This is a genomic window from Paraburkholderia sp. SIMBA_027, assembly GCF_046535315.1.
GTDB classification, from domain to species: domain Bacteria; phylum Pseudomonadota; class Gammaproteobacteria; order Burkholderiales; family Burkholderiaceae; genus Paraburkholderia; species Paraburkholderia tropica.
This window is the reverse complement of sequence record NZ_JAWRWY010000027.1, coordinates 33,934-46,488: the sequence shown is the minus strand read 5'-3', so window position 1 is coordinate 46,488 and position 12,555 is coordinate 33,934. Positions and strand designations below refer to the sequence as shown.

17 protein-coding genes are annotated in these 12,555 nt (G+C 64.9%); 1 reads left to right on the top strand and 16 read right to left on the bottom strand.

Features of this window, described 5'->3' with window-relative positions; translation table 11 throughout:
• The first annotated feature begins 31 nt into the window (after positions 1–31).
• A complete protein-coding gene (gene cowN, locus SB764_RS34965) occupies positions 32–316 on the top strand; it encodes a N(2)-fixation sustaining protein CowN (protein ID WP_074987549.1) in 285 nt (94 codons plus the stop codon).
• Between the two features lie 42 nt (positions 317–358).
• On the opposite strand, the gene SB764_RS34960 is transcribed toward cowN, so the two are convergent.
• The 16 genes from SB764_RS34960 to nifK form a co-directional block, all read right to left on the bottom strand.
• Positions 359–790: a TOBE domain-containing protein gene (locus tag SB764_RS34960; protein WP_410866161.1), complete on the bottom strand. Its 432-nt coding sequence runs from the start codon at positions 788–790 to the stop codon at positions 359–361.
• A 61-nt stretch (positions 791–851) separates the two neighbouring features.
• Positions 852–1,628, bottom strand: coding sequence for an ABC transporter ATP-binding protein (locus SB764_RS34955; protein WP_410866160.1), 777 nt, complete (start codon positions 1,626–1,628; stop codon positions 852–854).
• A 12-nt stretch (positions 1,629–1,640) separates the two neighbouring features.
• A complete protein-coding gene (gene modA, locus SB764_RS34950) occupies positions 1,641–2,333 on the bottom strand; it encodes a molybdate ABC transporter substrate-binding protein (RefSeq protein ID WP_321854096.1) in 693 nt (230 codons plus the stop codon).
• Between the two features lie 82 nt (positions 2,334–2,415).
• Positions 2,416–3,090: a molybdate ABC transporter permease subunit gene (gene modB, locus SB764_RS34945; RefSeq protein ID WP_124262440.1), complete on the bottom strand. Its 675-nt coding sequence runs from the start codon at positions 3,088–3,090 to the stop codon at positions 2,416–2,418.
• Between the two features lie 97 nt (positions 3,091–3,187).
• Entirely contained in the window at positions 3,188–4,180 is a 993-nt protein-coding gene (locus SB764_RS34940; RefSeq protein WP_410866159.1) for an LLM class flavin-dependent oxidoreductase, read from the bottom strand.
• A 14-nt stretch (positions 4,181–4,194) separates the two neighbouring features.
• Complete coding sequence (locus tag SB764_RS34935; RefSeq protein ID WP_410866158.1) at positions 4,195–4,833, bottom strand: oxygen-binding protein; 639 nt, start codon at positions 4,831–4,833, stop codon at positions 4,195–4,197.
• Positions 4,834–4,933: 100 nt separating this feature from the next.
• Positions 4,934–5,506 (bottom strand): nitrogen fixation protein NifQ, encoded by a 573-nt coding sequence (locus SB764_RS34930; protein ID WP_410866157.1) that lies wholly within the window; start codon positions 5,504–5,506, stop codon positions 4,934–4,936.
• A gap of 16 nt (positions 5,507–5,522) precedes the next feature.
• Positions 5,523–5,825 carry a ferredoxin III, nif-specific gene (gene fdxB, locus SB764_RS34925; protein ID WP_410866156.1) on the bottom strand — a complete coding sequence of 101 codons (303 nt, stop codon included), beginning with the start codon at positions 5,823–5,825 and terminating at the stop codon, positions 5,523–5,525.
• An 18-nt stretch (positions 5,826–5,843) separates the two neighbouring features.
• A complete protein-coding gene (locus tag SB764_RS34920) occupies positions 5,844–6,047 on the bottom strand; it encodes a CCE_0567 family metalloprotein (protein WP_410866155.1) in 204 nt (67 codons plus the stop codon).
• 13 nt (positions 6,048–6,060) lie between these two features.
• Complete coding sequence (locus SB764_RS34915) at positions 6,061–6,555, bottom strand: NifX-associated nitrogen fixation protein (RefSeq protein ID WP_410866154.1); 495 nt, start codon at positions 6,553–6,555, stop codon at positions 6,061–6,063.
• Complete coding sequence (gene nifX, locus SB764_RS34910) at positions 6,548–6,964, bottom strand: nitrogen fixation protein NifX (RefSeq protein WP_410866153.1); 417 nt, start codon at positions 6,962–6,964, stop codon at positions 6,548–6,550. Before nifX ends, SB764_RS34915 begins: the two co-directional genes overlap by 8 nt.
• Complete coding sequence (gene nifN / locus SB764_RS34905) at positions 6,961–8,376, bottom strand: nitrogenase iron-molybdenum cofactor biosynthesis protein NifN (RefSeq protein WP_410866152.1); 1,416 nt, start codon at positions 8,374–8,376, stop codon at positions 6,961–6,963. Before nifN ends, nifX begins: the two co-directional genes overlap by 4 nt.
• 21 nt (positions 8,377–8,397) lie before the next feature.
• Positions 8,398–9,915, bottom strand: coding sequence for a nitrogenase iron-molybdenum cofactor biosynthesis protein NifE (nifE, locus tag SB764_RS34900; RefSeq protein ID WP_410866151.1), 1,518 nt, complete (start codon positions 9,913–9,915; stop codon positions 8,398–8,400).
• Between the two features lie 221 nt (positions 9,916–10,136).
• Entirely contained in the window at positions 10,137–10,616 is a 480-nt protein-coding gene (locus SB764_RS34895) for a hypothetical protein (protein WP_410866150.1), read from the bottom strand.
• 42 nt (positions 10,617–10,658) lie between these two features.
• Positions 10,659–10,979: a hypothetical protein gene (locus tag SB764_RS34890; protein ID WP_410866149.1), complete on the bottom strand. Its 321-nt coding sequence runs from the start codon at positions 10,977–10,979 to the stop codon at positions 10,659–10,661.
• 13 nt (positions 10,980–10,992) lie between these two features.
• On the bottom strand, positions 10,993–12,552 hold the full coding sequence (gene nifK, locus SB764_RS34885; protein ID WP_410866148.1) for a nitrogenase molybdenum-iron protein subunit beta: 1,560 nt from the start codon (positions 12,550–12,552) through the stop codon (positions 10,993–10,995).
• Between the last annotated feature and the right edge of the window lie 3 nt (positions 12,553–12,555).

The window sequence follows — 12,555 nt, the reverse complement described above, 5'->3', positions numbered from 1 at the left end:
TGATGACACGACCAATCATCAGGAGTCCGTTTTGTCCACTTCATCCGCTTCCGCCGATCGCTATCGAACCTTCAAGGGCATCGACTTCGACGGACAGACCCGTCGCATGATGGAACGCATCGAACAACACACGCTATCCAGCGACGACCCATTCTGGGCGTACTTTCATGGGCGCCGCCGCGCGACGAACGGGCCGCGCCACGACGATCTGCTGTTGCTGGCGAGCTTCGTCAACCAGATCCGCGAACTCTTCGAATCGCACAACGACGAGGAGGGGCTGCTCTGGCTCGATCAGATCGAAAACGAATGTTTCTGATGACTAACAAGCAGCGGCACGCCGTGCCGCCGCTGCCCCAGCTTATTGCGCGGCGACCGCCACCACGACCGAATAGGCCTTGAAAATGGCAGTCGCCTCCATACCAACCATCAGCGCCAGTGCATCGACTGCGTCATTGGTGACGCTGGCCGTCAGGATCGTGCCACCGCGCAACGTCAGGCCGATCAGCGACGAAACCGCGCCCCGCTCCACACGGGAGATGGTTCCCGGGAACTGGTTACGCGCCGACAAGGCGTAGCCGGCGAAGTCGAGCACGAGTACCACCGCCGACGACTTGATCAACACGAGCGCTTCGTTTCCCGCCGATAGTTTCAGACGCTCCGCCGCTGCGGTCGTCATGGTTGCCGCAACCTGATGCCCGCCCGGGACGGCGACCAGGACCTGGGTCGTCACCGGCCCCGGCGTCACGGCGTCGACGATTCCGGAAAGCACATTACGTGCTGTCGTTTTCATTACGATTCTCCTGAGAAGGCCAGCCACGGCCGGCAACGAACGGATAGAGACGCCGAGGATTTCATCCATCCACGGGCATATGGAGCAGGTCGCGGACGTGCCGCTCACGCACGTTGAGCGGCGACGCCCGACGCTCCGGCATCAGCTCGCGCGCCTCGCCGTTTCGCACGTCCACTTCCCTCACCACGCGTCCGTGCTCGATAACGAATGCGACGTCGGCCAGCGCAAGCACGTCGTCGAGGTCGTGCGTGATCATCACAACCGGAATCTTCCAACGCGCGAACACGCGCGCGAGCTGCTTGCGCAGTGCGTCGCGCAACATCGGGTTCAGCGCGGCAAACGGCTCGTCGAGCAGCAACAGATCCGGCTGGCACGCAAGCGCACGCGCCATCGCCACGCGTTGCTGCTGCCCGCCCGACAGGGTGGCCGGACGGCTGTCCGCCAGCGCCGTCAGCCCGAACGTATCGAGCAATTCGCCGATCAGCGCGACCTGCTCGCGCGCGAGCCTGCGGCGGCGCCAGTTCGTCAGCCCGAACGCCACGTTGTCCCGCACGCTCAGATGTGGAAACAACGCGTAGTGCTGGAACAGGTAGCCGATCCCGCGCCGCTGCGGCGCCAGATCGATACCCCGCGCCGAATCGAACAGGACGCGCCCGTCGACGCGCACATGACCGCGTTGCAGCGAAAGCAACCCCGCGATCGCCTGCAAGGTCAACGACTTGCCGCCACCCGACGGCCCGTACAGCGCGATCACGGACGCGTCGGACACGAAGCGCGTGGCGAGCACGAAGTGCCGCGCCCCATCCGACACGGTCGCGCCGAGATCGACATCGATCATGTCGTTGCGGTCCTACGAGTGCGCGAAGCCATAGCGTTTCAGTATCTCCTGCGCCTGGGGGCTCAACAGATAGGCGATGAACGTTTTCGCCAGCGCGGGTTCGCGACTCGCGCTGACCGCGACGACCGGATAGGTCACGGGGGCGTGGCCGCCGACGGCCTGGACAATCGCAACCTTGTCGGACATCAGCAGCGCGTCCGTGCGATACACGAAGCCAGCCTCGGCCTCACCCCTCGCCACGTAATCGAGCACCTGCCGCACGCTGTCGGCCTGCACGAATTTTGGCGCGAGCGCATCCCAGAGCGCGGCCTTTTCGAGCGCCTGTTGCGTGTAGCCCCCCACTGGCACAGTCGATGTCTTGCCGATGGCGATGCGCTGCACCGCCGGATTCGCCAGATCCGCCATGCTTTTCACCGGCGAGCTTTGGGCAGCGGGCACGATCAGCACCAGCGTGTTCGCCGCGAAGTCGCGGCGCGTGGCGGCGTCGAACAGCCCGGCGTCGACGCCGCGCGTGACGGTCTGCTCGTCGGCGCTTACAAATACGTCGACGGGTGCGCCCTGCCGGATCTGTTGCAGCAGCACGCCGGAGGCCGCGAAATTGAAGCGCACGGTGATGTCTGGATGCGTCGCCTCGAACTTCGCGCCCACTTCCTTGAACGCATCGGTCAGACTGGCGGCGGCGGAAACGGTGAGTTGCTGCGCCATCGCAAGGGACGGCAGTGCAACAAGCAGAACCAGGGCGGCGAATAGAACAGACAGGAAACGTTTCAAGGCATGCTCCACGAAATCAGCGAAGAGAAAGAAAGCGCCCGGACAACACGAGCATCGCAATGGACAACACGGAAGTGACGAGCACCAGCAGTAATGCGGCTTCGTCGCGGCCATCCTGCATGGCGTCGTAGATGGCCATCGAGAGCGTCTGTGTCTGATGCGGGATGTCACCGGCCACCATGAGCGTCGCGCCGAACTCACCCATCGCGCGCGCAAACGCGAGTAGCGTGCCCGCGAGAATGCCGGGCCAGGCGAGTGGCAGCGTCACGCGCACGAACACCGACCAGGGCGATTGGCGCAGTGTCAGCGCCGCGGCCTCAAGCGAACGGTCCACACCCGCGAACGCGGCATTGGCCGACTTCAACACCAGTGGCAGCGCGACCAGCGCCGACGCGAGCACCGCGCCGTGCCAGTTGAAGACGATCGTGTAGCCGGTCTGCCGGTACAGCCATCCGCCCACGATGCTGCGCCGGCCGGCCGCCACGAGCAGGCCGTAGCCGATCACGGTCGGCGGCAGGACGAGCGGCAACATGAAGACCGCTTCGAGTGCGGTGCTGCCCGGAAAGCGCCGGCGCGCAAACAGCCAGCCGAGCGCGATGCCGGCGACGAGCGCGAGCGCCGTGGCGAGGCCCGCCACGCGTAGCGACAGCCATAACGGCGACCAGTCCATCCGATGTAGGGAATCCGACATTCTCGACAATTCACGTTATCAAACGGGCGACCGAACCATCGTTGCAAAATGTGAGCCATGTGCATGTCGATGGCGCACCCTGCCGCGCGGCTGCCGATCACGTGGCGGCTAGACCAGCCGCGCGCGCAAACAACGCGAGAGACGCCCGCGCCTCGACCGGATCGTGCGTCGCGGGCTTGAGCAGGAGCTGGTACGGCCCGAGCCGGTCGCGCAGCGCCTTCGCACGCGCCACACATTGCTCTGGCGTGCCGATGATCGAGTTCGCGAGAATCACCGCTTCGGGCGCGCCCGGCGCGAACATCGGCGGCAGCTTGCCGGACGCGAACTGCACGCCCATCAGACGCGGATAGGCACGCACCGCCGCGACGCCATGCTCGACCGCACGCCGGCTATCCTCGTCGCAATGAAAAAAGCGGGCGATCGCGAACGGGAAGTCGCCGCGTCGCGCACGCTCGGCGGCGACCTGCTCCGCGACCTCGCTGAAATCGGCCGACGGCGTCGCCATCAGGCCATAGCCGTGCTGTTCGGCAAGATGCTGTGAATCGCCGGCCAGGCTCGCAAGCCAGACCGGCACCGGGCGCTGGAGCGGACGCGGATACACCGCGACACCTTCGTAGTGGAAGAAACGCCCGTCGAAGCGCGTTTGCGGCTCGTTCCACAATCGCTGGATCAGCGCGAGCGCCTCGTGCATGCGCTCACGCGCGACATCGGCGGACGCGATCCCCGCATGCCGGTACTGCTCGGGAAACGGACCGCCCCGCGCGACGCCGAATTCGATGCGCCCGCCGCTCAGCAGATCGAGCGACGCGATGTCCTCCGCAACGCGCAGCGGGTCGTTCAGTGCGAGCAGCGATGCGCCCGTGCCGAGACGGATCGTCGACGTACAGGCGGCAATGTTCGAAAGCAGCACCGTCAATGCGCTGCCGATCGCGAACGGACTGTAGTGATGTTCGGCGACCCATGCTGCGTGAAACCCCAGCTCCTCAGCCGCGATCGCGGTTCGTACGGTCTGTCCGAGCGCGTCGCGGGCATCGCCTTCGGGATTCTCGACGTTGAGAAAGACACCATAGCGCTGTAGTAAATCCGACATTTCAGTCTGGTCCGTCAAATAGCGTCATGCCCGTGCAAGTTCCGGGCCGGAACACAGCCGTGCGGCGAGCGATCCTGCAAGACCGGCGTCGAGAACCAGCTGCGCACCGTGTCGTAGGCATATCGGGTGAGGCGGTCGTGGCGTGCGCGCGGGGCGAGCAGATAGACGGAAAGCGGCTCGGCCCAGCCCCAGAAATCGGCGCGCAGCGCGGTCGGGAAATTGACGTCGTCGAACGCGTGCCACAACTGCACCAGCCATAACTCGCGCCCGTCCTCGTCGAGCAGCAACGGCAAGCCCGCGCCCGCCTGCAAATGGGCATGGCGCTGGCTGTAATAGAGCGGTCCGCCGCAGGCCTCGACGACAAAGTCGGCAACCCGCTCCGTCACGCAATCGAAGCAATCCCCGGCGTGGACGAACAGCGGCGTTGTCCTGAGCCGCCGCATGTGCTGCCTGACCAGATCGCGCAAGCCGGCTTCCTCACAGATGGCGAGCAGGCGATGTGGCGGGGCCGGCAGCGGCGGACACAGCGTCTGCTCTCCACGCGCGGAACGCTCGCGCGAAGACTGGACAACAGGCCAGTGCAATGTCCGGTAGCAGGCGCGCGTGCACGGTGTCCAGCGCGCACGCGGCGGGGGCGCAGAGGTCGGGTCCATGAGCGTGTCGGGTTCCTTGTCCGGTTTGTTGGTTATATACCGATGTACATAACGATTCCTGTGACAAAGCAAGGACCACGCCTGGACCGCCCGCAGGCTCCTAGCGCTCCGGCCCGAAACAATGCCCGTAACCCGAGCACACGCCACAGCTCGGCGCCTTGCAGACGAACAGCCCCTCGCGCTCGCACAGCTGCTTATAGAAGAACTTCTTCCATTTCATGTCGTTGACGTTTTTTTCGGCGAGCCGTGGAAACCAGTCGCCGAGCAACGCGGAAAGCTCACGCCGCGAAGGCAGCCGCAGATCCTGCCAGAGGTGGTTGGCACCGAGACACGCGCAGGCCAGCGCGTGGGCCACGCAGTTCACTTCCTCGGGCGTGCCGCTGCAAGGGTCGGCATGGTCCTTGAAGAGCGTCACGAGGTCTTCGACTTCGTCGTATCGCGTCCCGGGCGGCGACGCGCCGGTCGATTCGTCCCACGCCAACGGCAATGCCGCCTCGGCGCCGGGAAACCAGTGCGCGAGCAGCCAGCGGGTTTCGTCCACGCTCAGTCCGCGGATCGGCAACGCCCGCATGCCATCCTCGTCGAAAGCCGACGACAGCACGCCGGCGAGCGCCAGCACCGTCGGGTGATCGGCGCTCACCGCGTGGTTCATCAAGGACGTGTGGAAATCCATGACCGTCGACGCCTGCTCAAAGCCGGGCCGGCGCGTGCGTATAGCACTTTTTCGGGCAGATCTTCGCGCACGCGGTACAGCCGATGCACCGCTCCCTGTGCGCGATGGTCATGACTTTCTTCTCGTACTCGTCGTCCTCGTCGTCGTCGAGGGCGATGTGGTCGCCGTCCTCGTCGAGCCCCACCAGTTCGAGCACGCCACGCGGGCATACCCGGAAGCATCGCCCGCAGCCGATGCATTTTTCTTCGTCGAGCGTCGACACGAAAGTCGGCGTCCAGGTCTCGCCGCTCGGCAGCGTCACGCTAAAGAGATCGCTCACGTCCATCTCCCGCGCGGCTCACGCCGAAGCCGCGGCTGCGGCTGCGGCTTTGCGGGCATCCATCAGCGCGGCGTGCGCGGCGTGACAGCGCTGTGCGACCGTGAGAATCTGCTCCCAGTTCGTCGGCAGTTCCTCGGACAGGTCGTGAAGATCCATCTTCGCCTGCGTCGCCTGCGCGTTGAGCTTTTTCAGGCGCGCCTTGAGTTCGTCGGCATCGGTCATCGTGTTCTCCCGCTCAGGCGCCGTATTGCGCAACGGCCGGATAGGCCCGGATCATCTCGATGGCTTCGCTCAGGAACTTGCCGCCCGCCTCGGCCAGCTTCGCAAGCGACGCAAAGCCGAAGCGGTGCACGTCGCGAAGCTGCTTGTTGACGACCACGAGACGCCCGGCGATCAGCACCATGCGCCCGAAGCCTTCGTGGCTCATCTTCATCATCGGCGACACCATCTGGCCGGTCTCCCGCTCGATCGCCACCGCGATCGCGTTGTAGAACAGTTCCAGATGCCAGAGCGTCTCGGGGTCCGGGTCGCCCATGATCGGAATCGCGCGGCGTTCTTCCGGCGTCAGGATGTACGGCTTGAGCAGTTTCAGGTCGCTCTTGCCCTCCCAGGTGCCGTGGGTGTCCTGCGCGCGCAGTTGCCTCACGAGCTGCTGGACAAACGGCGTTGCGAGCAGCGCCTCTTCGCTGGCCGCATCGGCGGCCTCCTCGCCAGTAATGGCATCAGCCATGGGATACCTCGTCGTCCTCTTCGAAATCGAATGTTGGCCTGCCTTCCTTTGCGAGCGCCTTGCGCAGCCACGGCGGCGGCGTGCCCTTCAACACGTCGCGCAGCTTCGCCAGCATGTCCTCGATCGGCTCCGGCTGCGGCACCTTGATCGGATGGATCTTCAGCGCGACCACGCGCGCCGCGCCCGAGCCGCCGATCGCGGCGACGTAGAGGATCGCGCAGTCCTTGACGGCGTCGAGCTTAGGCGCGAGCTTGTCTTCGTCGCCGTCCTCTTCAAGCTTGCCGCCGAAGTCGAACGACTCGACGAACGTGTGGCCGTCGGCGGTCACGTCGTACGTGACGATGCTTTTCGCCCAGCCAAAGTGCGCATCGACGTGCACCTTGTCCTGGGTCGCGAATGCGATTTTCATGGGGTGGACTCCTCGTGAATTCCCGTACCGGCCGCGACGACCGGAATCTTCACTTCGCGCGCGGGTTCGCGCGCGGCCAGATCGACCGAGGCCTGCGGCAGCGGCCAGTCGTCCGAATGGTGGTGCGCAATCTGCTCGATCATCAGGTTGGCGATCTCGAAGATCAGGTTCATCGTGCCGCGATAGCCGATCTGACAGCGATGCGCGTTGCCGACGCGGTCGAACACAGGAAAGCCGACCCGCATCAGCGGCTTGCCCAGACGCTCCGCCATCTGCCTGCCGTGCGAATGCGTGATGAGCAGATCGCAGTTGGCCGCGGCGCGCTCCAGGTCTTCGAGGTCGCCGAGCACGACTTCGGCAGCGGGCAACAGGGCATGCGATGGCGACGCGGTCGTACTGACGCAGACGCTCGGTTGCGCGCCCATCTCGTGCAGCAGCGCGCCGAGCGCGAGCAGCAGGTCCGGCTCCGCGCCGAGCGCCACCTTGATGCCGCCCGTGTAGAAGTGGCCGTCGAGCATCGCGTCGAGCAACTGGCTGCGCTGGCGGCGATACTTTGCAGGCACGGCACGCCCCGAGAGCAGCGCGAGGCGCTGCAAGAACCGGTCGTTGGGTTCGAGGCCGGTGAGCCGCTCGAAGATCTCGAACGGCGTGCCGGCGATTTCCCGCAACGCCTGCGCGCCCTCGCGGGTCTGCTCGCCCACGCCGATCGTCAGCGCCGATGCACCCGCCGCGCGGATCTGCGCGAGCGTCGTACCGCCGAGCGTGGTGCCGCGCCAGTCCGGCGCGATATGGCCATCGAGCGAGCCCGACAGATCCGGCAGCACGATCGCGTCGAGCCCGAATGCGCCGATGATCTCGCGCAGCTCGTCGATATCGCCTGGCGACAGATGACTGCCCGGCAGCAGCGTGATCTGCCGGGCAACAGTCGGCAACGGCTTGACGAGCGCCTTGACGATGGCGGTGACCGCATGCGCATAGCCGTCCTCGAAGCCGCCGACGTAGTCGGGCGTGGACACGTAGACGAGTTCGGTGTCGTCGAGTTCGGGCTTGCGCTTGCGCACCGTCGTGAGATAGCCCACGACATCGTCGCCCTTGGTTTCGGTGAGCCCGGTCGAGCAGATCGCAATGATTTTCGGCGCGGCCCGCTTGCGGATATTCAACAGCGCCGTCTCGATGTTCTCGTAGCCGCCGAGGATCGTCGTGACCTCGTTCATCGCCGTGGTTTGCAGCGGGATCGCCTCCTTGAAGTGGCGCACCAGCAGCACGAGACCGAACGACGTGCAGCCCTGCGAACCGTGCATCACCGGCATGCAGGCGTCGAGCCCCATGAACGCGTAACTCGCGCCAAGCGGCTGGCTCATTTTCAGCGGGTTGACCGCACAGGCTTTCTTCGATTCGACGACAAGTGCCATGATGTCTGCTCCTCGCCGCGCTCAGGCCGGCATGCCCGGTTCGAACGCCATGGCCCTGGCGCGCACGCCCGCGAACGGCGGCACGGGCGATTGAGGCTGTTCAAGCGGCGCATCCTGCGCTACCTCCGCCCGCACCGCGCCGAGCGTCTCGCCGTCGTCGCCCCACGGCGCCGGAATGCGCACCTGCTGCCACACAGGGTTATGAATCGCGCGATCGATCTCGTGCACGAGTTCGACGATGCCCTCATAACCGCCATACGGGTGATGGCGCTCCTGGTTGATATCGAGCCACGGCATGCGCGCCTTCAGCGCGACGAACTGCGAGCGACCGCCCGAGAGCATGATGTCGGCCTTCGCGTCGCGCAGCATGGTGTACATCTCGCGCGGCGTCATGTCGTCGATCATGTGCGCGTCGTCGCCCATGATCTCCTTGATCTTTTCCTTATCCTCTTTCGTGCTCTTCTTGACGCTCGTGCCGACGATCTCGAGCCCCGCCTCCTGCAACGCGGCGACGACCGACCACGACTTCACGCCACCGGTAATCAGCAGCACGCGCTTGCCTTCGAGGCGCTCGCGGTAGCGCGCGATCCTCGCCCACGCGCGCGCCTCCTCGGCTTCGATCAGACGCTCCGTTCTGCCGATCAGATCGTCGGGCGCGCCCTGCTGCACGAGCAGCCTCGCGATCTGGCGCAGCGTGTCGCTCATGTCGCCGATGCCGTAAAACGAGCCCTCGAAGTACGGAATGCCGTAGCGCTGCTGCATCTTTGTCGCGATGTTGATCATCGACTTCGAGCAGACCATCATGTTGACCTTCGCGCGGTGCGAACTCGCGATCTCGTTGTAGCGCCCGTCGCCGGAGATGCACGACAGGATGCGGATGCCGAGCGCGTCGAGCAGCGGCTTCGTCTGCCACAGCTCGCCCGAGAGGTTGTATTCGCCGATGATGTTGATGTCGTACGGCGTCGTGTATTCCGGCTCGCGCGTGCCGATCACGTAGTCGAGCACCGCCTCGCCGCCGAGCTTGTTGCCAAGGTTCTTCGGCCCGGCGAAACCCGGCGCATTCACGGGAATCACCGGCTTGCCGAACTTTTCCGACGCGCGCTTGCAGACCGCTTCGATGTCGTCGCCGATCAGCGCGGTCACGCAGGTTTGATAGACGAACACGGCAGGCGGGTCGTATTTCTCGATGATCTCGCGCACGCTTTTGAAAAGCCGCTTCTCGCCGCCATAGATAACGTCGAGCTCGTTGATGTCGGTGGTGAAGCCGGTGCGGTAGAGCGTCGAGCCCGACGAGGCCGCATGACGGTTGTCCCACGAGTTGCCTTCACACGCGATCGGCCCATGCACGAGGTGCGCAACGTCGACGATTGGCTGCAACGCGATCTTCGCGCCATCGAACGCGCAGCCGCCCGCTGCCGCGCCCGGAGAAAGCTGCTTCGTGCAGCCCTTCTTGCGCTCCTTCTCGCCTTTTGCCTGGTTCTTGTCGCAACCGGGTTCGTCGAAGACTTCGGCGATCTTGGCTTTGAGCGAAGGTGACATGACGGGCTCCTGACTATGTGGGGTCCACGATGACTGGCAAGTTCCGTACCACGGCAGCAACCGGCGCGCGGCACGGTCAAACCGCTTCGTTGCGCGGCCCGCTTGCCGGATGGTTGTCGTCATCGGAACAGACTTTGGGCGATTTGAATGAATTGCGACATTGCCCCGCGCTGCAAACACGACACGCTGACGTTGGCGGGTTGTCCTGCTTCGATTTACGCTCAGTTGTCGTCCGCGAGCACGTCGAGCGCCACAAGTTGCTCGTACAGCGCCCGCCGCGCGTGCCAGCGCGACGCGCCCGCCAGACGTGAATCGGCGCCTTCGAACGCACCAATCGCATCGCGATCGTTCCAGTAGACGAGGCAGTCGCCACGCGCCTGCAACGCGGCCTCCGATGCATCGCACCGCGTGACGACCTCGGGCTGGCACACGCCCCGGCCGAGCAGATAGTCGGCGCGGTAGAGCGGCGTGTCCCAGCCGTGGGCGTCCCCGATTGCGCAGATCGACGGGTACTGCGCCCGCGTAACGGCATCGGGCGTCGGCCCGGCGAATCCGAGCAGTTCGCGCGGCGTCGACACATCATGGATTTCCTCGGCGTCGAGCACGTCGGACGCCGCCACCTTGCGGACGAAATCCGCCTCGTCGTAGGCAAACCACGCCCTCGGTTGTTCGCCCTCCGGCATCTCCAGCACGTAAATCACGCGTTGCCCTCCTCTGGACGGTTCACGCCACTTCGCACGCAGCTACTCGACACCTTCGGCGGCCGTCCTGGCCCAGACCGCTTGCCGGATACGCTGTGCGATGCCGGACGGACTCACATCGAACTCACGCTGGGCCGCCGCCATCGTCCCCTGCGCAATGGCGGCCTGCTCGTGCGTGAGCGGCAGCCGCCCGGCGATGTGCGTGGCGCCGGGCACGCTGTGCACAATCGCCTGCCGGTTCGGGTGCTCGTCGAGCGGCACCAGACGATCCGCCTCGCGCACGCCCGCGAGGCAGACCCAGCCGTCGATCACCTCGACCTTGCGGCCGTCCCGAGTGACTTTGACCAAAACCGGGTCTGCCATGGCTGCGCTCCGTTCAACGGATGATGTCGTAGCTGTAGTCGGTCTTCGCGGCCTCGATCGTGTTCGCGTCGAGCGTTTCGAAGAACTCGTCGAGCAAGGTCACGAGCGTGCGCAGCGCGCCTTCATAGCCCCAAGTCGGAAAGCGGTGATAGTGATGGCGATCGAAGATCGGGAACACCATCCGGATCAGCGGCGTCTTCGTGTCGCGCTCCAGGTACTTGCCGTACGTGTTGCCGATCAGAAAGTCCACCGGCTCCGTGAAGAGCAGCGAGCGCATATGCCACAGGTCGCGCTTCGGATAGACCTTGCAGCCCGCGCCGTAAGGCGATGCATCGAAGAGCGCCCGCACCTTCGCCGCCCAGGTGTCGTTGCCGTTGGTCGCGAGCACGTGCGCCGGTTCCGCGCCGAGTTCGAGCAGGAACTCCGCGTAACCGAGCATCTGGTCGGGATCGCCATAGAGCGCGAAGCGCTTGCCGTGCAGGTGCGCCTGGCTGTCGGCCATCGCGTCGACGAGCTGGCCGCGCTCTTTTTCGAGCTCGGCGGGAATCGGCTTGCCCGTCACGCGCGAGATTTCCATCAGGAAACGGTCGGTGCCCGCCACGCCAACCGGCGCGTTCAGCACGACGACTTCCTGGCCATGTTCCGCGATGAACTTGCTGGTCTTCTCGCAGCAGAACTCCTGGAACACGAACGTCGCTTTCGCATTGAGCGCGCGCTCCACCTCTTCCTTGGTCGTGCCGCCCTCGTACATGCGGAATTCGCCGTCGGTCGGCGTATTCCACGTTTCGGACGGATCGCAGATGATGTTGACCGTCACGCCGAACAGATCGAAAATCCGTCGAATCTCCTTCATGTTGCCGACCACGAAACCGTCGAAACCGCCGATGAAGTTCACGCTGTCGTCCGGCACGCGCACGAGCGACGCCGTGGTGCCCGCCTTGCCGTCCCAGAAGTGCTTCAGGATGCCGAGCAGCGCGTTGTCGTAGCCGGTGACGTGACTGCCGACAAACGCCGGCGTATGCGCGAACGGCACGTCGTAGTCTTCCGGCACGCTGCCCTTCTGTTTGCTGTTCTTGATGAACGCGTCGAGGTCGTCGCCGATCACCTCGGCCATGCACGTCGTCGAAACGGCGATCATCTCCGGCTTGTACAGGTTGTACGCGTTCGCGAGCCCGTCGATCATGTTGTTGAGACCGCCGAACACCGCCGCGTCCTCGGTCATCGACGAGCTCACGCACGACGTGGGCTCCTTGAAGTGCCGCGAAAAGTGCGACCGGTAATACGCGACGCAGCCTTGCGAGCCATGCACGAATGACAGCGTCTTGTGAAAACCGTTCGCCACGTACACGGCGCCGAGCGGCTGGCAAGCCTTGGCCGGATTCACGGTCAGCGAATCACGGGCAAAGTTCTTCTCTTTGTAGTCTTCGGTCTTGGTCCACTCGACGATCTGCTTGACGGCCTCGTCGGGATGGTTGAATTCGAAGTTTTCCTTCTTGGTGCGAAAAATCTCCTGATACTCGGGCTCGCGGAACAACAGTTCGTGATCGAGAATCTTGTCGGCGGATTGGGGCATCAC

What these genes read in the sequence shown, in the direction of transcription:
- SB764_RS34955 (WP_410866160.1), bottom strand. Translation starts at nt 1,628, where the DNA reads ATGATCGATGTCGATCTCGGCGCGACCGTGTCGGATGGGGCGCGGCAC.
- SB764_RS34960 (WP_410866161.1), bottom strand. Translation starts at nt 790, where the DNA reads ATGAAAACGACAGCACGTAATGTGCTTTCCGGAATCGTCGACGCCGTG.
- SB764_RS34890 (WP_410866149.1), bottom strand. Translation starts at nt 10,979, where the DNA reads ATGGCAGACCCGGTTTTGGTCAAAGTCACTCGGGACGGCCGCAAGGTC.
- SB764_RS34915 (WP_410866154.1), bottom strand. Translation starts at nt 6,555, where the DNA reads ATGGCTGATGCCATTACTGGCGAGGAGGCCGCCGATGCGGCCAGCGAA.
- nifE (WP_410866151.1), bottom strand. Translation starts at nt 9,915, where the DNA reads ATGTCACCTTCGCTCAAAGCCAAGATCGCCGAAGTCTTCGACGAACCC.
- nifK (WP_410866148.1), bottom strand. Translation starts at nt 12,552, where the DNA reads ATGCCCCAATCCGCCGACAAGATTCTCGATCACGAACTGTTGTTCCGC.
- SB764_RS34930 (WP_410866157.1), bottom strand. Translation starts at nt 5,506, where the DNA reads ATGGATTTCCACACGTCCTTGATGAACCACGCGGTGAGCGCCGATCAC.
- SB764_RS34920 (WP_410866155.1), bottom strand. Translation starts at nt 6,047, where the DNA reads ATGACCGATGCCGACGAACTCAAGGCGCGCCTGAAAAAGCTCAACGCG.
- nifX (WP_410866153.1), bottom strand. Translation starts at nt 6,964, where the DNA reads ATGAAAATCGCATTCGCGACCCAGGACAAGGTGCACGTCGATGCGCAC.
- modA (WP_321854096.1), bottom strand. Translation starts at nt 2,333, where the DNA reads ATGGCGCAGCAACTCACCGTTTCCGCCGCCGCCAGTCTGACCGATGCG.
- nifN (WP_410866152.1), bottom strand. Translation starts at nt 8,376, where the DNA reads ATGGCACTTGTCGTCGAATCGAAGAAAGCCTGTGCGGTCAACCCGCTG.
- modB (WP_124262440.1), bottom strand. Translation starts at nt 3,090, where the DNA reads ATGTCGGATTCCCTACATCGGATGGACTGGTCGCCGTTATGGCTGTCG.
- SB764_RS34935 (WP_410866158.1), bottom strand. Translation starts at nt 4,833, where the DNA reads ATGGACCCGACCTCTGCGCCCCCGCCGCGTGCGCGCTGGACACCGTGC.
- SB764_RS34940 (WP_410866159.1), bottom strand. Translation starts at nt 4,180, where the DNA reads ATGTCGGATTTACTACAGCGCTATGGTGTCTTTCTCAACGTCGAGAAT.